The organism is Paenibacillus sp. 1011MAR3C5 (assembly GCF_003591485.1).
Taxonomy (GTDB): Bacteria; Bacillota; Bacilli; order Paenibacillales; family Paenibacillaceae; genus Pristimantibacillus.
The window spans coordinates 548,303-567,319 of the sequence record NZ_QZCF01000003.1 but is presented as its reverse complement, the minus strand read 5'-3'; the positions used below and the strand labels follow the sequence as shown (position 1 = coordinate 567,319).

The following is a 19,017-nucleotide window of genomic DNA, read 5'->3' as shown; positions in this document are numbered from 1 at the left end:
TGCCTCCCTTAATTCGCTTCTAATTTTGAAAATTCGCCCGGTGTAACGCCCCAATACTTTCGGAACACTTTGGTAAAATAGCTTAAATCCCGGTAGCCTACTGCGCTTGCCGTATCGTATACCTTCGCTCCCTTTAGCAGGATCGATTTGGCGCGCTCCATCTTATGCTCCAATACGTAGGCCGAAAAAGATTTGCCCGTCTCTTGCTTGAACAGCCGGCTCAAATACGAAGAATTGATAAAGAGCCGCTCCGCCACATGGTATAGCGTCAAATCCTCTTGAATACCGTCTTCGATAATCTGAAGCGCCGCCTCCACCATGCGATGTCCCGCGCTTCCTCTCTTTGCATGCTGATAGGCAATGAAATTGCGGATGATCCGCTGCAAGCATTCGTAGACCTGTTCCTTGGTAGCAAAGGACTGCAAATGAAGCAAGTAAGAAAAATCGCTTCCCGCGACCTCCTTCACCGAGCAGCCGCGCTGCTGAATCAGCCGTACGATCAAGCTGCCGAAGTAAAGGATAATCTCGTTGACCTTATCCATTGTATCCGCTGTAAGCATTGACGAATTCCATTGTTTATCAAATGCTTCCAGTGCCTTGGCCAGATTCCCTGTTTCAATTCCAATCTCAAGCTCTCGCTCGCTATTCGATTGGCCGAGGTCCAGCATATCCCGTTCAAATCGGGCCTGATACGAAATCGCGATATGCTTCCCATAAACAATGCGCCGCTGCAGAGCTTGACGCGCTTGCTCATAGAGCTTGTTCATGTCGATTACTTGATCGGTATATTCACTAATTCCCGCGCTCGCGGTTAGCTTGAGACTTTCCTTCACAATATTAAGCAGCTTGCCTATCGTGGCATTCACATAAAGAATAAAGGGTTCCGGATCTTCAATGGAACAGGTATGGAAGAGAATGACTGTCGACCCGTTCGAATCCAGAAACATCCATTCCGGCTCCAGATCTTGGCTTGCGATATACTTTAACGAAACTTGCAGCAGCGAAGTGTCGTCTGCTCGAAATCTGGTTTCAGCCGCTTGCAAGGGGTCCATATCTACAATAGCTACGCAATATAGTCTTGGTGTCTCCAAGTCCATCATCATATCCGAGCTATGCTTCTCAATCTCCCATTGCGAATATTTGCCTTGCAGCCAGTTCATCAGGAACAGCTCGCGAAGATGCGGAAGATGCTGTGTCCACTTCTGTGTTAATAGAGTCTGGTTATGCAGCGCATCGAGCTGCTCGCGCAATTCGGCGGCGCTCTCCAGAACAGCACTCAAAATCTCACTGTCTCCAGCAGGCTTCAATAAATATTTGCTGATCCCCGACTCCATGGCAATCTGGGCAAATTCAAAGTTGTCATGGCCGCTTAAGACGATCATTTTCATATAGGGATCTTTGAGCCGCACAAGCTTGGCAAGCTCAAGCCCGCTCATGCCAGGCATTTGCACGTCCAGCAGCATAATATCAGGCTTCTTGCGGTCGAACAGCTTAAGCGCTTCTTCGCCGCTCTCCGCCAGCCCGATGACCTCAATCCCATGATCCTCCCAAGGAATCTCTAGCGCCAAATTGTTGCGCAGCCTTGGTTCATCCTCGACGATCATTAAATACATGAGCAGCCCTCCTAAGCGTATGGCATGCGACATGGATGTCCGCATTTCCTTCATCATACCAGAAGAATCCTTGCCAACCATCACTCAATCGATGGCAAAGATTCTCCCTTGGCTGCTACTAGAGGTGGTTCAAAAAGTCCACTTTTGATCACGAAGGGGATCAGGAAGCCTACTCGACATCGAATATGGCATTCAGCCGGAACTTCCGGTGCTCACGTAGCTTCCACTACGCTCCGCTCCTCATTTCCTAGCTTCATCCCATCTTCTCGATGCTGAAAACCGGACTTTTTGAACTTACATTATAAGAGGTGGTTCAATGGATTACTTTTGCGTGCTAAACCATGCATTGGCATCTTTATTCATCGCATCGCCGCCATCTGCTTTCCATTTCGCCAAATAACTGTCGAATGTGTCCAGTGATGCTGTTCCGGCGATAAATTGCAAATACGTATCATTCGAGAACTTGGTCAGCTTCTGCGAATGTTCGGAGATGCTCGCAATCGGCGGTGCATTGGACAAACGATCAATGACAAACAGGCCGTCTGCCAGCTGCTGCAGCTCTTCAAAATAATTAAACAAGATCGGATCCTTCCTTACCCTCGCCTGCCAATAAGTCGAATAGACGCTTTCATCGACGCCAGTCAGATAGAAGCTCGCATTATTCAGATCATCAAAGGCGGGAAGAATCGGGAAGTATTTGCCGTCTTCGAACTTGTGATGAACGCCTTCCTGGCCGATAACAATCTCCTTGAACAAATCCTTCTCCAATTTCAGATTCATATAATTCATCGCATGCTCTTTATTTTCGGACCATTTTGGAATCGCCATAAAGTAAGTAATGCCTGTGTTGACGCCAATCGTCGATACGCCTTGCTCATCCTTCAAGAATGGCAGCGTGACGAATTCCGCATCTGGGAAGTTTTTCTTTAAAGCATTCACGACCGATGGCGCGCTCCACCAAGCCAAGCTCATCATGGCAGACTGGCCGCTTGTGAATCTCTCGATTGCGACAGAGCTTGTATTAATCGGCCACTCGGAGTCTAGGAGTCCTTCTTTGTATAATTTATTCATGAAGGACAAATATTCTTTCATCCTTGGATGCTCGGCCTGATGAATCACCCCTCCGTCCACTTCCAGCCAGGCATTGTTGGTAAGGGTGTTGGCAATTCCAAATGTGGAGGCAATCTCAGGAATGACGCTCACTTGCCCCGTTCCAGTGAAAGGAATAACACCCTTCTTATCCTTGATGGCCTTGAGCACATTGTACAGCTCGTCACGATTAGTAGGCACTTCCAATTGAAGCTCTTCGAGCCAGTCCTTGCGAATGACAAGGCTAGAGCTGGCATAGATACCGGTTCCGCCTTGCGGAATGGCGTAAATGTTCCCGTCTATTGTAGCAGCCGACCAGGTGGTATCTTCAATGCCTGCTTTCAGATTTGAACCATATTTATCAATCAAATCGTTCAAAGGCTCCAAAGCGCCCGCTTCTGCCAAAGTGAAAAACTGTTCTTTGGTCAGCCGCATAATGTCGTATTTTTCACGATTGGACATCAGCAGATTCAATTTTTCATTGGGGAGCTCTTCAGGCAGCATATCGTAGGTCGTCTTATAGCCGGTTTTCTCTTCCAGGAACCCTGCAGTAAAGTAGGTATTAGGATCGAATCGGTCGAACGGCTGAAGCTGTCTGAGCTGCGGCTTTGTGCCGCTCAGGGCATCCTCTGTTGCTACTGGCGTATTCGTTGCGTTTCCAGCGCTAGTAGGCGATGCCGTTTCCTTATTCGTGTTCTTTCCTCCATCGCCTGAGCTAGAGCATGCAGATACAATCATAACTGCGATCAACATCAGCAGAGTAATCGTTTTCTTCATATGGTCGTAACCTCCCTTTGAATTGAACCAGCCTTTGTGCAATACCGTTGCCTATTAGATTCTTTTATCCCTTTACAGAGCCAAGCATGACCCCCTTTACAAAATACTTTTGCAAGAAAGGATAAACTAGCAAGATCGGTATGGTTGCGACGATGATGGACGCCGATTGTATCGCCTGCGGCGAAACATTCATTGCCATATTGACATCGATCGTATCCAGCTTCAAAAATATATTGTTGGCGGAAGCCAATAGTTCCTTTAGATAGAGCTGCAACGGTTTAAGGTCGGGACTATTGATGTAAATCATCGCGGTAAAAAAGTCATTCCAGAAGGCTACCGCATAGAACAAAGCAATCGTCGCGAGGACAGGCAACGATAGGGGCAGCACGACCTGGAAGAGCGTTCGAATATTGCTGGCGCCGTCAATCTTTGCCGATTCTTCCAGCGCTTCCGGTATGTTCTCAAAGTAGCTTTTAATAACCAGCATATTGAAAACACTGATCATGCCCGGCAGGAAAAGCACCGGCAGCGTATTCACGAGGCCTAATTCTCTTATTAATAAGTACGTCGGGATTAAGCCCCCGCTGAACAGCATCGTGAACACGAACATGAGAATAAAAATCTTGCGTCCCCGCAGCTTCGGCTTTGACAACGGATAAGCAGACAGCGCGGTCATGATGAGACTTAACAGCGTACCGGCCACCGTTACGATAACCGAATTAATGAAGGCGCTTTGAAATAATTTGTCGCTAATGACATAGGCGTACGTTCCGAATTGCAGATCGACAGGCAGCAGATTGACTTGCCCCGATATAACTGCCGCTTCACTGCTCATGGACTTGGCTATCAAATTAAGAAACGGGAATATGGTGATAACGCCCATAAAGATAAAGAACGTATAGTTTGAAACCACAAATACTTTGTCTAGAATCGATGTTTTTTGCCGCATAAGAAGCCCCCTTTCTACCAAATGCCCCGTTTAAGAAACTTACGGCTTAAATAATTTCCTGTAATAATCAGAATAAAACCGATGACGGAATCAAAGAGTCCGACCGCTGTCGAAAAGCTGTAATCCTGCTGGCCAAGACCGATTCGATAGACAAAGGTGCCAATGACATCCGCAACCTCGTATACGATAGAGTTGTACATGACGAGTATTTGCTCCGTGCCTGCCTCCAATATATTGCCGAGACGAAGGATAAACATAAGGATAATGATTGGCACCAGGCCGGGAATGGTAATATGCCAGATCTGTCTGAATCTGCTGGCTCCATCGATTTTGGCCGCTTCGTACAGCTGAGGATCGATGGTCGCGATGGATGCCAAATAAATGATCATCCCCCAGCCTACTTCCTTCCATCCCGCAGACGAGATAAGCACCGACCGGAATACCTCTGTATTCATAAAGAACGCGATAGACTCTCCGCCTAATCCAACGATCATCTTATTAATTAATCCGCCATTGGTGGACAGGAGCTGCAGGAATAAACCGCTTACAATCACCCATGACAAAAAGTGAGGCAAATATACAATCGTTTGGATTCCGCGTTTAAACACCATATTTTTAATCTCATTCATCAGTACAGCCAAAATAATCGGCAAAGGGAATAAAAAGAAGATCTTGTAGATGCTAATAATCAATGTGTTTTTAAACACTCTCGCAAAATCCTCGGATAAAAACAGCTTCTCGAAATGTTCCAAGCCGACCCATGGACTTGCCGCCAATCCGTCATAAATGTTGAAGTCTTTGAACGCAATAACAATCCCATACATCGGCGTGTACTTGAACAGAAGTAAAAAGAGTATTCCTGGAATGAGCATTAGATACAAATCCCATTCTCTCACTACATCAAGCCGAAGCCTTTTAAAGTAGGATGGGGTCATTGAATCCCTCCTTAGCCTGTTGTTATCCCTCATTTTAGGGAGTAACGGCAAGGTTGAATAGGGGAGGATGTTGCGGTGTTTTGGTAATTTGATGACTATGAAACGAAAAGAAAGACCTGGACAGAGCGTGTATTCGCTCCGTTCAGGCCGGCTTCTCCATTAATCTTTGGAGTGGAATTTGTAAAGTTATCGTCGTTCCTTCCTGCCAGACGCTATCCATAAACAGCATCGCCTCTATGCCGTAATAAAGCTTCATTCGTCCAACCACGTTTCGGAGACCGAATAGATCCTTCACTGAATGTTCCGTAATTGTCACTAAATTTTCCTGGCGATTGAGCTTTTCAATTTCGCTTCGAATGAAATCGAGCCTCTCCTCGCTTATGCCCATTCCGTTGTCCTTAACCGACAGACAGAGATTGTCCCCTTTTAGACTGCTCGATATGACCAATTCACCGCCTGCGCCTCTCTTCTCGAGGCCATGCAAGATCGCATTTTCTACAATGGGCTGAAGGAGCAGCTTTAAGACTCCCAGTTCTTTCGTATCCTCGGCAATGTCGAAGCGGACCGTGAACTGATCCATGAAGCGAAACTGCTGTACGCGCAAATAATATTCAAGATGCGTAACCGTCTCCGCTACCGTAAATATCTCCCGTCCCTTGCTTAAGCTTAAACGGAAAAACTTCGATAGATTAAGCACCATTTCGCTAATTTCATTCACATCATAGTTTTTGGCAGTCCAGTAAATCGAGTCCAGCGTATTATACAGAAAGTGGGGATTGATTTGCGAATGAAGAAATTTCAATTCTGTTTTGCTGGATTGCAGCTGATGCTCATAGACATCACGAATAAGCAGCTGCTGCTCGGCGATCATCTGATTGAACGCGTCGGTCAGCGCACCGAATTCATCCGTCCGTTTACGCGTTAACCGGATGTTCAGCTTCCCCATCCTCATTTGCTTCATTCCGTAGATCAGCTCTCTTAAAGGCGATGAAATCCACTTGTAGACCCCATAAGAAATAAACAGGGCAAGCATGATGCTTATTCCAATAATAAGCATCGTAATTTGCGAGAGCTGTCTCGATTTCTGATATACCTCCTGCTCGGGCTGGATCATCACGACCGACCATCCTGAGCTTTCGGACTGCATCCGCCACACCAGCATATCTTGGCCTGCCCGCTTTTCGCCGCCGCTGGAACCTCCCCACTCATCCCTCAGATAGTTCTGATCGGTTCCCGCAACAAGCCCACCATCGGCTGAATACAAATAGATGGAAGAGCCTGGGGACGGCTGCACGCTTTGAATTCTCTCCTGAAGCAGTCCTCTATCTACTGTGAGCACCAGGACATTAGAGCCGTCCTCTTTATTTTGCAAATCCATCAATCTCATAAATGAAATCGTCTCGGGACCGAAAATATTCTCTTCACCCGGGAGGGGGTTGTAAAGCACCGTCTTGCCATTGGCCTCCGTAACAGCTTTATACCACGCTTCATTCTCGTGCTGGAGGATTCTCGCTCCATATTGCGTAGAGATCAGCATGCCCGATTCGGAATGCAGGATCGAAACCTCCCGAATATGTCCATTAATGGCTACCACATTCGTCAGGCGATCCATAATCGAATATAGGCCGTACAGGTCCGATGTTAATAATATGGCGTTCGCTTCATGCAAGGTTAGCTTTATACTATAATCCACCGATAATAGCACCAGCAAATTTTCCAGGTCCTGAAGAGAGATATCGATATTGTCGAGCACCGATTGCAAGCCCGTTTCTGTCCGCTCATCCGTCTGTTTCTCTAAAATATCCATCGAACTAATGCTTGAAAACAAGCTGATGCCCACTAAAGGGATCAATATGAGCAAAAAGTAAAGGGTCAGCCGGATTTGTATGCGCTGGCGGTACGCATTCGAAAGGGTAGTCCATACATTTTGCAAGCTCTTAATCCTCCCCTTTCGTCTGAAGTCTATACCACGCATTCACTTCATTCGTAATTTCCCAGCCGCCATTCGAATTCCACTGCTTTGCAAACTTTTCGAATTCTTGATCAACGCTTAAGCCCATAATGATTTTCAAATAAGTCTCTTCTTCCAGCTTTTGAAGCTGAGAGCCGTATTTTCTCATAGAGACGGTTTGGGGGCCGCGATAATCGCTGTGAAGCACATTTTGGACAATATACTCCACATTTTCATTCAAATCATATTGCTCACCGAGAGAGTTCAGCCGATCCTTGCGAACAGCCCCATCGTTCGGATCAGCTAATGCATGCAGCGTGCCACGATAGATATGTTTTTCATGCTCATCAAAATCTGTAACTAAGATACCATTTTGCTTCGTCCATACTTCACCCTCGAATCCCAGCTTTAATTCTCGATATCCTTCGCCTGCAATGAAATGGAGCACCTCGATCACTTCTTTCGCATGCAGGCTCCCCTTCGGAATGACACTATAGGACTGAATCAAGTCATATTCGGCTGTCCCGTATTCTCCATCGTAGCCAACGGGGTATTCCAATCGAACCCACTCCGCCTTCGGATCCTTTTTCATATTTTCAAGAATAGGCCCCCGCGTATCGTACCAAGCAGCCGAGAACAAACCGACACGACCATCAATAATTTTGTCTTTGAAGCTGCTCAATTTGTTCAGAATAAACTCCCTGTCGAGTATCCCATCCCCGTACAGCTTCGCCAGATAACCAAGTGCGCTCTTCGCTTCCGGTAAAACCCCGCTGTATACGAGCTTCCCGTCCTTTTCCTTCCACATGCTTATTTGACTTAGTCCGCGCGGAACGCCGAAAGCGCCGAAGAATGGAGCTGTTCGCGATAACCCCGATGGAATAATGGTGAGTCCATAGGTATCATCGACACCGTTTTGATCAGGATCTCCATAAGTAAACGCATACATCACATTGTAATATTGCTCTAATGTGCGCGGCGGCTCCAAGCCTAACGCATCCAGCCAGTCTTTGCGCGCATAGATCACTTCATTGCCCGATACTTCATTCAGGCTGGGGATCGCATAGATTTGTCCGTTAAAGGTAACAGCCTCCCACGCTTCCTTAGGAAATAGCTCAAACAATTCCGGAGCAAAGGCTGCAATTAGATCATCAAGCGGCATGAGCTCTTGTTCGGTCACATATCGGTATATCCACATCGGGTCCGCTGTTTGAATGAGATCCGGCTGATCTGTTGCATTCATGATCGTATTTAACGTTTCTTGATAACCATTGAACTGCGGAACCATCAAAGTGATGTTCATTCCAGTGGCATTCTCAATGTAACTCAAATAGGGATTATCATTTTCATCCATGCCCTCTGGAAATTTGCGTTCTGAATTATTGACCACCATTCTGATCATTGGCCTGTTGCTATCGGATAATCCCTCCCCGCTTTCGTCTAATCCAGACAGAGAACGAGAATCACAGCCAGCCAAGAGACTAATAATCATGACAACGCTTAGTTTGATGATCGCCACCTTATGTATGCTCACAGCGATGCCTCCTTCACTCCTTTTTTTAGAGTGGTACCCTTAGTAACTTTGACACCGCTTTCACATTATCCTCTTTCCTGCTCGACATCGAATATTGCATTCAGCCGGAACTTCCGTGGTCTTTCCCTTACAAATGTCATCGATGTCCCATAAGTTGTCATCATCGCCTCTATAATCTGGAAAGCGCCCCTGCCTATAATGAAACCGTATCCAAACAACTGCAAAGGGAAGGTGGATTTATGAGAAAGTACGGGAAAAACTTCATTACTTTTCTTATCGTCTGCTTGTTTGCTTCAGTTTTTTCGAATGGGGTAACCATGGCGCAAGCTGAAGGTGAAGCCGCTTCTGTCGACGATTCGGTGTATGCCGTCGCTGCGGACGGCAGCACCAAGCTGGAGCTTAATTACATCAATACGAATGTGGATAGCCCGCAGCGGCAGGATTACTTAGCCTTGTTCACAAGCGGGACTAGCGTGACGAACGTAGCCGGCAATAACAACGAGGTTTTCGTCAAAAGCACCAATGTGGCCATCCAAGTCGACGCGAATGGCTCCATTCTGAAGTGGATCGGGCCGCAAGGAGGCCTTGATCCCGTGACGAATAAACCGATTGCTTGGGACGCTGCACAGCAAGTGACGATTCCGCCCGGCGGCTACGTTATTCTTGCCAACGACAACAATTGGCTGGACAAAGACTTTCGCAAGGCCTTATATACTACCTTTCATGCAGAAGACGCCATTACTCTCGAAAAAGGCGGTGCCATCGTGACAGCGGAGGATTTCATACCGAAGGAGGAAAGCGGCGATCTGATCGAGATTGAAGCACCGCCAGCGGATGTAACCGTCATTGTGGAGGGACCCAAGAAACCCATTGATTATATCGACACAGATGTATCCTCCATTCCTAATATCATTGCATTATTCACGAACGAATACGGAAGCAAGGTCTCGGTTAGAAATACCAATGTGGCCATTCAAGTCGATGCGACCGGCAAGGTGACCACGATGTTCAATGCAGCAACTGGCAACTCCGCCCCATCCTGGTCGCAGGGCGGCGACCTTGACATTCCGCCAGGCGGATATGTCGTCATGGCTCAAGACAATAGTTATGCCACCTATGATATTAAAAAGTATCTGGCGACCAAGTTTAAGGTAGGCGATATGGTTAAGCTGCGGAAGAACGGAAATGTCGTAGCGGTAAAGGATTTGATGAAAGGCACTGGCGCTCTTCCGCGTATGGAGCTTGATGGCATGAACATGTATACGACTCCAGAGGCGACCGCGACCGTGTCCGGCAAAGTGACGAATCAGACCGGCGCATCCGTTGCGATCGGCGAACAATCGGCTGTGTTGCAAACAGACGGCACATTCAGCATGCAAATTCCGCTTGCTGCCGGCCCGAACTATCTCGATGTTGTGTTGTCCAAGGACGGGTCTGCCTTGGACACGAAATCCATCATTGTGTACAGCAGGCCTTCCCTGAATGATGACAAACAAATCATGCTTTGGGTAGATCAAGCATCGAACGCCAAGAAGCTTCAGTCCAGCGAGAGCGTCCTCCAATTTCTGACCAAAGCGAAAGACGCCGGGGTCACAGACGTTATGTTTGATGTGAAAGGCGTGGAGGGCTACGTTTCCTACAAGAAAAATGACTTGACGGGCCGTCCGTATGTCAGTGAAATGGTTGCCGGCGACCGGAAAGGCTCCAATCCCGATCTGGACTTGCTCCAGCTGTTTCTGGAACACGGCCATGCGCTTGGAATGAAGGTTCATGCCGCATTTAATGTGTTCGCAGAAGGCTCCATCGCCGTGAAGGACTTCGCTATCATTCATGAGCATCCGGAGTGGGAGGAGCATGTATTCCGTCCGGAAGATAACGGGCAAATATTAGCATTAAGAGAAAGCGAATATGGCAAAAAAGGCTTGTCAGACGCTTCTGGCGGCGCTGCCGTATTATTCGTCAATCCAGCAAACGATGATACGCGTCAGTTCCAATTGAAGACCTTCGAGGAAGTGTTGAAAAACTATGACGTGGACGGCATTGTCCTTGACCGGGCACGCTACGATAACGAGACAGCCGATTTCAGCGATGTCACGAAGGCCAAATTCGAGGCGTTTCTGGCACAACGCGGGAAATCGCTTGGCAGCTGGCCGAATGATATTTTTTATTATGAGAACGGCAACCGGGTCAATGGACCGCTTATTCAAGACTGGTGGGAGTTCCGGTCTGCCACGATTACAAGCTTTGTAGAAGAAACAAGAGCGCTTGTTGACCGCTATTCTGCGGAGAAAGAGAAGAAGATTGAAACCTCCGCCTATGTTGGCGCATGGTTCGAATCCTATTATTTGAATGGCGTCCATTGGGGCAGCAAAGACTTCCGGTATGACGACCGTCTCAAATTCCCGAACGATACGATCTATACGGAGGAGTATTACAATACCGGCTATATCAGCCACCTGGACTTTCTAATGGTGGGAACCTACTATAGCACAACACAAGAAATTCAACGTTACGTTACGCTGGATTCGATTGTAACCAACGGTGAGGTACCGCTTTATTCGGGTATGGCCTTGTCTAATCTGCAGTCCCCTGCTCTTCAGCGGGAAATCTTCCAAACGGCGCTTGGCAGCTCGGACGGATTAATGTTGTTCGATGCGTCGCTTGCCAATTGGCCGATCATTAAAGCCTCTATTCAGGATAAGGAATATGTAAAGGACTACCAACTGGGAATGAGTGTTCCGGGTGATTCCTCTTCGTTCATCGAGGGCAGCTTCTACAATACAAGCCGCAATCTCGGCGATCTGAACGTGATGGATGAAGAATTCGGAACGTCAACCGGCACCAACAAGTTTGGTGTTGAGGTTGTTGTGGACGACTCAGGCAAGGTGACGAAGGTCGTCAACAAAAAGCAAGCCATCGACTGGAATTGGGGCGTGCCTGAGGACAACAACAGCGCTATTACGCCTGGGGGCATGGTCATATCGGCACTCGACGAGAACGGCGTTCGCACGAAGCGGCAGCTTGTCGCAAGCACGTATGATGTAGGCGACAATGTTCGGGCGGCTGCGCTTACGGGGTATATGGACTATGACGGCAAGACGGTGTCGTCCGCAAATGCCACGCTGAAAGGAAATATAAAAGTATTAGGCCCAGGCTCGAAAGTGGATGTTTTCTTAAATGATAAAAAGGCAACGGTTGCTTCCGGCGGGGACTTCACAGGCATCGTTAATCTGAAGCAGGGGGCCAATACTGTAACCATATCTGTATATGTAGATGAATTAAAGACGAATGAGCTGTCGATACAAATGACGTATACCCCATCTGTTACGCCTCCCGATGGCGGCAGCGGCGGCGGGGTAACAGAACCGGAACCCAACATGACGAATACCGGCGTAGTGATGACGGCTGACGAAGTCCAAACGACGGACGAAAACGGAAATCCTGCTGCAGCCGTCACCCTGAATCCAGATATGATCAACACAGCCATTGCAGCGCTGCAAAAGGATGGGAAGAACAAAAAGGAAATGATTCTCGATTTTTCGGGGGATCAACCTGTTTCCATCGTTAATGTTCCTGTGCAAGCGCTGCTGCAGGCTGCCGATTCGATCAAAGACGCTATTCTGACTATCAAGACAGGCGGTACTGCCTACCGGCTGCCGGCGAATTTGATAGACGCGGCCACGTTGTCGGCACTGCTAGGCAACCAGGCGAGCAATGCTCAAGCGATCATCACAGTAGAGAAGAAATCTGGAGCGGACGCCAAAGGCATAACAGACGCCATTGAAGCTCAAGGCGGCTTATTAATCGGCGATGCTTACGATTTCCGCATCACCTTAAAAGCTGGCGACAGATCGGTCTCCTTCAGTGATTTCGGCAACCGTTATGTTGAACGTTCATTCACATTGCCTAGCAACTTGATTAGCCAAGCAACTGCGGTTGCAATTGATCCAACAACTGGGGAATTATCCTTTATTCCTGCTCGTTTCACTACAGTAGACGGAGCGACGGTCGTGACGATTAAGCATGCTGGCAACAGCGTATATGCGGTCATCTCCTATTCCAAATCCTTTCAAGATTTAGAGAACCATTGGGCCCGGGCCGATATCGAATGGCTTGCCTCGAAGCTGCTTGTGAAAGGCATGTCCGAGAGTCTGTTCGCGCCGGATGCATCCATAACCCGCGCTGAGTTTGTCGCATTGCTCATTCGCGCGCTTGGACTGAAAGAACTGGACGGATCGCCGTTTAGCGATGTTCAAACGTCCAATTGGTTTGCCGGCTATGCTGCAACGGCAGCTAAGACTGGTCTGATCGAAGGCTATGAGGATGGCACATTCCGTCCGTCACAAACGATAAGCCGCGAAGAGATGGCAGTGCTTGCCTTGCGTGCAGCTAACTTCGTAGAGAAACAAGGCGATTCCACATCATTATCTGCCTTGGAGGCATTCTCCGATGGCGGCGCTATTAGCAACTGGGCGCGCAATGCGGCAGCTTTTGCGCTGGACGAAGGCCTCATGAATGGCGTAACCAGTACCTCCTTCGCTCCGCAGGAGCAAGCGACCCGGGCGCAAGCCGTTGTCATCCTGAAACGTCTTTTAATCAAGCTTAGCTTGATCGACAAAGAATCACATTAAAATCACATTAAAATGAGTAATGGCGGTGCTCAGGAGTTCAATCCTGGCACCGCCATTCTATGCTTTCGATCTGTTGCTGCTTGCGAACGGCAACGATCAGATACGGAAAAACGCCTTTGCCGTCTCCGTTGTCGCTTGCGCAACCTCTTCTGCCGATTTCCCGATGCAGCGAGCGACCGTATGGAGGATATGAGGCAGAATCGAAGGTTCGTTCCGTCCATCCGCTAGCTTCTCTTTCAAGTCGCGCGGAGCCAGGAACGGCGCATCCGTCTCAATCATGAGACGGTTCAGCGGAATCATGCGGACAAGCTCCTTCAGATGCTTCCCTCTTCTCTCGTCACAGATCCAGCCGGTAACTCCGATATGGAAGCCCATATCGAGATAAGTTCTAAGCTCGTAAGCCGTACCTGTAAAACAATGTACAACCGCTTTGGAGACGGCATGTTCTTTCAGAATGGCTACAAAGTTGGGGAACGCTTCCCGATCATGCAGGAACAGCGGCATATTCAGCTCATGCGCCAGCCGAATCTGCTCCTCGAACCACTTGCGCTGCACATCTCTCGGCGAGAAATCACGGTTGTAGTCCAGACCGCATTCCCCAATTGCTACAACCTGGGGCAACGCTGCCAGCTCTCTTAGCTTCGCAATGGTCTCGCTTGTGCAGCTCTTCGCATCATGGGGATGCATGCCTGCTGTGGCATACAGCTTTCCAGGGTATTGAGCCGCGTAGCGTGATGCCTCCATACTGCTTCTTACGCTCGTACCTGTAATTATAAGCGGTGATACCTGCGCATCTAACGCTCTCAGTACGACTTGCTCCCTATCCTGATGGAACGACCGGTGCATTAAGTTTACGCCGATATCAATGATCGGATAATGGTTGGATTGATTCATCTCTCTATTTCCCCTTATTTCTCTGGATTCTTTATTGTAAAGCTTGCTGCTGGAACATGATCCGCTAACCATACTTCATTCCCGGCATAGTAGAACGTTACTCCCGAATGCTTGGCGCTGCTTATTGGTGCCATGATATAGGATGGCTGGAGGCTCTGCCGGTGAATAATTGACACGGTCATGGCTATGTCCGTATCTGGCTCGTATACGTCCATTTATGATTTCAAAGCGCTGCTTATCCGACTGGCGTACGACCAGCTCGATATGCTCATTCCCAACCCATCCCCACTTAGGCTGGGCTTGTATAGACGCTAGCAGCGCATCTCTAACCTTCATCCGATTTGCTGTTAATTGCAGTATAGCCTCTCGGAACGTAGAAGGAACGGGAATGTTTGGTTAGATACAAAAATTCCAATGAAGGCTACTATTCGGTTAATGGTTTTCTCTTATTTTTAGCTGCCGCAGTTATTTTGTCTATGAATTTTTCTAAGTCTTGCTCGGATCTTCCTGACGTTAATATTTCTTTTTGGGTTTGGGATTTTACTTTTCCGTTATTCATTATCCAGATTCCATCTTCGAAGTTATATGACCAATAATGTCCTGATTCCGTTCTTGTTAGAATCAGGATCACATTTTCAGATTCTTTAACCATTTTACTACTATCTGTTTTATTGTCATTGGAGCCATGCTGCAGCAACGTAATGTTTTGTTGATCTGTCTCTCCGTATAGAACTTTGTTAACCTGAACAATTGCAGGGGTAACGGGAAAAGAATTGTCATATTTGATTTTTACACCTGAATCTCTTTGAAAAGTTTCTTCCTGACCTATAACAGTTCCTTGAATAATTAAATCCACATTCCAGAATTCATCTTCAAGGCTACCATTTTGTGCATGAACAGCAGTGGCATGATCATTCTGATGATTGTTTTTATTCAATGCGAATCCAACTATGCTTCCAATAGCTATGAAAAAAAACAATAAAGACATTATTGTTATGCGTTTCTTTTTCACAGAAAAACCTTCCTTTCTTAACGATCATTCGCAAACTATACGAGCAGAACGTATTCAGTAATACATAAAGACAGCACAGAACTCGTCATTCGGGTTCTGTGCTGTCTTTTCGCTCTTTTTGATCCCTCTATAATAAATGTTATTTCCACCAATTCGTTGAAGGGTATTCCGATGCTCCTATTGTAACGGTTTCGCCTATTCTAGGTGTCACCAAGACAGTGTTCAGAAGTTCGGCTGCACGTGTTGCCCGCTCTACAGGGTCTGTCCAGCTATGCAGCGCTAATGTAAAGGCGCCCCAATGGATTGGGATCATTAGTTTGCCTTGCACATCCTGGTTAGCTTGCAACGACTCTTCAGGAGACATATGAATATTCGCCCACTTCTCATCATATTGCCCCGTCTCGATGAGAGTGAGGTCGAACGGTCCCAATTTATCTCCAATCTCCTTGAAATGCGGCCCGTATCCGCTATCCCCGCTATAATATATTCTCGTTTGATCACTAACAATCACCCAAGAGCTCCATAAGGTAGCCCTAGCGCCGCCGCCCCGGCCTGAGAAATGTCTGGCCGGCGTACTGATTAACGTTAGTCCATGAAGCTGCTGCTCCTCCCACCAATCCAGCTCTATGATGCGGTCAGGATCGACTCCCCACTTCGCAAGATGACCGGCCACTCCTAACGGAACAATAAATTGCTTCGCTTTACCTCTCAACCTGCGGATCGATGCATAGTCCAGATGATCATAATGATCATGCGATATCAGAACAGCGTCCAGTTCAGGCAAATCCTCTATCTCTGCCGGCAGCTTGTCGCTGTAGCGCTTGGGACCGAAGAATCGGACAGGGGAAGCATAGTCGCTGAAGACAGGGTCTATTAATAGCTTCACCCCATCCACCTTCAGCAATAGCGTGGAATGCCCGAACCAGATCACTTGATCATCCTTATTCTCCATGAAAGCTTTCGAATCAAACGGTTCGACCGGCACACTGCCTTTCGGCCTGCTGTTCGGAGTCCCTTTAATCGTTTTAATAAGTGCCTCGAAGGTATCCTTTATACTGTTCACCATTGTCGTTGGCATTTGATTGCGGAACTTCCCGTCGCTGAACTGAGGGGAGGCCATAATCCTTTTATGACTCTCAGCTGAGCTTCTGCCTCCAAGCGGAGGGTAATATTTTTGTATCAAATAAATGACTAAAGCGATTATAACGACTAGAAGCAATATTTTCATTCCGTTTGATCCCAACTTTCTATTAGTCGAATCTATTCCTCATCCCTACGAATAATGGATAATAGCCCTTCATCGTCATTAAGTCTTCCATGCTTCCTTTATTGTAAACAATTCATTCTCCCCATATCAAATTTTACTTCTGCAAAGACCGAACTTAACCGATAGCCCAATTAGGACCGGCGTTTCACATAAAAAAACCTCGCCCGCTATGGGAGAGGTCAAGGTTCGGCTTTATGCTTCAATTACGTAATTGCCATAGCAGCAGCCAAGTTCATTACGATTCCACACTCGCTCCCTGGCATCAAGTAGCTGATTTCGTTGGGATGGTCATTTATCGCTCTTAATTAATAAGTATAAAAAGTAAGGAGCGCCAATCAAGGCGACGATTACGCCTGCCGGTATTTCCGTATTGGCTACGGCCATCTTGCCCAGAGCATCTGCGATTACTACTAATCCGCCCCCGATCAACAAGCATCCGGGAATCATTAATTTATGCCCGCGAAATAGCCGTCTGACCAAATGCGGAACGACTAACCCTACAAATCCGATGCTTCCACTGACCGCAACCGCTGGCGCTGCCAATAATACGCTGCATACTAAAAACCAAATACGATATTTGTTGACAGACACGCCTACACTGATGGCTACCGGATCGTGAAACTTCAGCACATCCAATATGCGATGATGACGAAGGATTAAAGGGACAATGATAATGACCCAGGGCAGCATGGCATAGACATGATTCCAGTTGCTATTCCCTATATTCCCTGCCAGCCACACCTTGATCATTTGATATTGCGATGGGTCCAGCACGTAGGTCAGTACAATCAGACATGCGCTAATCGCAGCAGCAATAGCAACACCTGTATAGATTAATCGAATGGGTATAATCCCATGATGTCGATCATAGGAAAGCAAAAATAACAGCGCAACCACAATAAATCCGCCTATAAGAGCATAGAACGGCTGAACATTCGTATGCAAGCCGGTAGAGCTATTTTGCAGAAGTAAAAACAGCATCATCGACAATCCCGCTCCCGCATTGATCCCCAATATTCCCGGGTCCGCCAATGCATTGCGGCTGATGGCTTGCAGCAGCATGCCTGCCAGCGCCAATGCTCCGCCAACTAGAAAAGCCAACAGCATGCGAGGAATGCGGAACTGAAACAGGACAAGCTCCTGCCTTGCCGTGCCATTCCCCCATATGGTTTGCCATAATTCCGGCAAGCTTAAGCTGCTTTGACCGGTAGATATGCTGTAGATAAAACCGAGAAGGATGAATGTGGCAATGATGATAAATTTCCATCTTACCTTCACTATAGCTCCCGCCTTTCTTTGCGCGCCAGAAAGAGAAAGAACGGAATGCCGATAACCGCAATGACAGCACCTACTGGAATTTCATAAGGGGCATTGACGATTCGCGCCGCCAAATCAGCAAGCACAACAAGAATAGCTCCCATAATGGCGGATAGCGGAATGATATAGCGATAATCTACCCCGACCAAATAACGTACCAAATGAGGGGCAATTAATCCGATAAAGCTTACCGATCCGGCTAGCGCACATGAAATCCCGGCCAACAGGAAGGCAGCAACCAGGGAGAGATTCTTAATCAGCTTAGTACGAACGCCAAGCCCTTCCGCTGTTTCATCCCCTACGGATAGGATGGTAATCGATCTTGAAATGACGATAGCAAGCAATAGAGCCAGGAGCATCCACGGCAGCATTTGCTGTAAATGTGCCATCTTAATGCCGCTTAACCCTCCTCCATACCAAAAAGCCACCTGCTGCGCCACTGAAAAAAAGATGCTTATCCCTTCACTCAAAGCAGTCAGCATCGCAGATATTGCAGCGCCGGCCAATACAAGCCGAATAGGCGTCAAGCCTCGCCTGCTTAATAAGCCGACACCAAATACTAGACCCGCTCCTAATGCCGCTCCTAATACACATAGCCAAAGCGTGCCGGTAAATGAAAGCGCCGGCAGGAACACCATGGCAAGGACCAGCATGACGCCTGCCCCGGCATTTAACCCCAGAATACCTGAGTCAGCTAATGGATTGCGGCTAATGCCTTGCATAATGGCTCCGCTTACGGCAAACCCGGCTCCTGTAGCCATAGCCGCAAGTACACGTGGCAAGCGAATGGTCTGAATCACATTGTGAGAAGTAGACGTTTGATCAAAATAAAAGATCGACATGAGCACATCTGCAAATGGGATTCTTTTCGCTCCTAGCGCCATAGCAAGCACTAATGCTCCCATTAATAGCAAGAGCATGAATATAAGCAATAGTACAAAGGAGAACTTCTTTGCACTTGTTGATGATGATTCTTGAACATTTGAGGCCAATGTTTCCAACCCTTCCCCTTCGCTTTGCAAAAAGAGCCAGCCAAGGGCCAGCTCCA

Annotated in this window: 13 protein-coding genes; 1 reads left to right on the top strand and 12 read right to left on the bottom strand. The window is 47.5% G+C overall.

Going from position 1 to position 19,017, the window contains the following annotated elements:
- Nucleotides 1–8 precede the first annotated feature (8 nt).
- The 6 genes from D3P07_RS12255 to D3P07_RS12230 all read right to left on the bottom strand — a co-directional run bounded on the left by D3P07_RS12255 (nucleotide 9) and on the right by D3P07_RS12230 (nucleotide 8,848).
- Complete coding sequence (locus D3P07_RS12255; protein ID WP_119800503.1) at nucleotides 9–1,613, bottom strand: response regulator; 1,605 nt, start codon at nucleotides 1,611–1,613, stop codon at nucleotides 9–11.
- 321 nt (nucleotides 1,614–1,934) lie between these two features.
- Nucleotides 1,935–3,479: an extracellular solute-binding protein gene (locus D3P07_RS12250; RefSeq protein ID WP_119800502.1), complete on the bottom strand. Its 1,545-nt coding sequence runs from the start codon at nucleotides 3,477–3,479 to the stop codon at nucleotides 1,935–1,937.
- A 64-nt stretch (nucleotides 3,480–3,543) separates the two neighbouring features.
- Nucleotides 3,544–4,428 (bottom strand): carbohydrate ABC transporter permease, encoded by an 885-nt coding sequence (locus D3P07_RS12245; RefSeq protein ID WP_119800501.1) that lies wholly within the window; start codon nucleotides 4,426–4,428, stop codon nucleotides 3,544–3,546.
- A 14-nt stretch (nucleotides 4,429–4,442) separates the two neighbouring features.
- Nucleotides 4,443–5,363: an ABC transporter permease gene (locus D3P07_RS12240; protein WP_259391464.1), complete on the bottom strand. Its 921-nt coding sequence runs from the start codon at nucleotides 5,361–5,363 to the stop codon at nucleotides 4,443–4,445.
- Nucleotides 5,364–5,505: 142 nt separating this feature from the next.
- Nucleotides 5,506–7,296, bottom strand: a complete 1,791-nt coding sequence (locus tag D3P07_RS12235) for a cache domain-containing sensor histidine kinase (protein ID WP_182914285.1) — start codon at nucleotides 7,294–7,296, stop codon at nucleotides 5,506–5,508.
- A gap of 4 nt (nucleotides 7,297–7,300) precedes the next feature.
- Nucleotides 7,301–8,848 (bottom strand): extracellular solute-binding protein, encoded by a 1,548-nt coding sequence (locus D3P07_RS12230; RefSeq protein ID WP_119800498.1) that lies wholly within the window; start codon nucleotides 8,846–8,848, stop codon nucleotides 7,301–7,303.
- Nucleotides 8,849–9,087: 239 nt separating this feature from the next.
- Between D3P07_RS12230 and D3P07_RS12225 the strand changes: the two genes are divergently transcribed.
- Nucleotides 9,088–13,479 carry an S-layer homology domain-containing protein gene (locus D3P07_RS12225; RefSeq protein ID WP_119800497.1) on the top strand — a complete coding sequence of 1,464 codons (4,392 nt, stop codon included), beginning with the start codon at nucleotides 9,088–9,090 and terminating at the stop codon, nucleotides 13,477–13,479.
- 96 nt (nucleotides 13,480–13,575) lie between these two features.
- Here the strand turns inward: D3P07_RS12225 and D3P07_RS12220 are convergent, their stop codons facing one another.
- The 6 genes from D3P07_RS12220 to D3P07_RS12195 form a co-directional block, all read right to left on the bottom strand.
- Nucleotides 13,576–14,373, bottom strand: a complete 798-nt coding sequence (locus D3P07_RS12220) for a TatD family hydrolase (RefSeq protein WP_119800496.1) — start codon at nucleotides 14,371–14,373, stop codon at nucleotides 13,576–13,578.
- 75 nt (nucleotides 14,374–14,448) lie between these two features.
- Nucleotides 14,449–14,709: an RNA 2'-phosphotransferase gene (locus D3P07_RS12215; protein WP_259391463.1), complete on the bottom strand. Its 261-nt coding sequence runs from the start codon at nucleotides 14,707–14,709 to the stop codon at nucleotides 14,449–14,451.
- Between the two features lie 88 nt (nucleotides 14,710–14,797).
- On the bottom strand, nucleotides 14,798–15,385 hold the full coding sequence (locus tag D3P07_RS12210; protein ID WP_119800495.1) for a hypothetical protein: 588 nt from the start codon (nucleotides 15,383–15,385) through the stop codon (nucleotides 14,798–14,800).
- A 139-nt stretch (nucleotides 15,386–15,524) separates the two neighbouring features.
- Nucleotides 15,525–16,463, bottom strand: a complete 939-nt coding sequence (locus tag D3P07_RS12205; RefSeq protein WP_259391462.1) for an MBL fold metallo-hydrolase — start codon at nucleotides 16,461–16,463, stop codon at nucleotides 15,525–15,527.
- A 477-nt stretch (nucleotides 16,464–16,940) separates the two neighbouring features.
- Nucleotides 16,941–17,930: a FecCD family ABC transporter permease gene (locus tag D3P07_RS12200; RefSeq protein WP_182914284.1), complete on the bottom strand. Its 990-nt coding sequence runs from the start codon at nucleotides 17,928–17,930 to the stop codon at nucleotides 16,941–16,943.
- Entirely contained in the window at nucleotides 17,930–18,970 is a 1,041-nt protein-coding gene (locus D3P07_RS12195; protein ID WP_483870196.1) for a FecCD family ABC transporter permease, read from the bottom strand. The genes D3P07_RS12200 and D3P07_RS12195 overlap by 1 nt, the downstream gene beginning before the upstream one ends.
- Between the last annotated feature and the right edge of the window lie 47 nt (nucleotides 18,971–19,017).

Excerpts from the sequence above, each read along its gene's own strand:
- D3P07_RS12255 (WP_119800503.1), bottom strand. The coding sequence starts at position 1,613 with ATGTATTTAATGATCGTCGAGGATGAACCAAGGCTGCGCAACAATTTG.
- D3P07_RS12250 (WP_119800502.1), bottom strand. The coding sequence starts at position 3,479 with ATGAAGAAAACGATTACTCTGCTGATGTTGATCGCAGTTATGATTGTA.
- D3P07_RS12245 (WP_119800501.1), bottom strand. The coding sequence starts at position 4,428 with ATGCGGCAAAAAACATCGATTCTAGACAAAGTATTTGTGGTTTCAAAC.
- D3P07_RS12240 (WP_259391464.1), bottom strand. The coding sequence starts at position 5,363 with ATGACCCCATCCTACTTTAAAAGGCTTCGGCTTGATGTAGTGAGAGAA.
- D3P07_RS12225 (WP_119800497.1), top strand. The coding sequence starts at position 9,088 with ATGAGAAAGTACGGGAAAAACTTCATTACTTTTCTTATCGTCTGCTTG.
- D3P07_RS12220 (WP_119800496.1), bottom strand. The coding sequence starts at position 14,373 with ATGAATCAATCCAACCATTATCCGATCATTGATATCGGCGTAAACTTA.
- D3P07_RS12215 (WP_259391463.1), bottom strand. The coding sequence starts at position 14,709 with ATGAAGGTTAGAGATGCGCTGCTAGCGTCTATACAAGCCCAGCCTAAG.
- D3P07_RS12205 (WP_259391462.1), bottom strand. The coding sequence starts at position 16,463 with ATGCCAACGACAATGGTGAACAGTATAAAGGATACCTTCGAGGCACTT.